The 237-nt window shown below is 68.8% G+C and carries 1 protein-coding gene; it reads left to right on the top strand.

Annotation, left to right across the window (positions count from 1 at the left end; genetic code table 11):
- Nucleotides 1-237: alpha-amylase family glycosyl hydrolase (locus tag QP415_RS12860; protein WP_442953499.1), on the top strand; the 237-nt coding region annotated here is incomplete at both ends.

Here is a 237-nt window from a genome sequence, read left to right as displayed (position 1 = left end):
CATGCTGCGTGGCACGCCCTACGTGTATCAGGGCGAGGAACTCGGCATGACGAACAGCGTCTTCGGGGGTATCGACGACTACCGAGACGTCGAGGCGCTGCGCTACTACCGCGAGGCCGTGGAGTCGGGGGAGAGCCCCGAGTCGGTCCTGGCGGGGCTGGCCGTCACCGGCCGCGACAACGCGCGCACCCCCGTCCAGTGGGACGGAAACGAGAACGCCGGTTTCACGGACGGCAC

Source organism: Pauljensenia sp. UMB3104, from assembly GCF_030217285.1.
Classification (GTDB): domain Bacteria; phylum Actinomycetota; class Actinomycetes; order Actinomycetales; family Actinomycetaceae; genus Pauljensenia.
The sequence above is the reverse complement of the archived record's forward strand: the minus strand, read 5'-3'. Positions and strand labels throughout refer to the sequence as shown.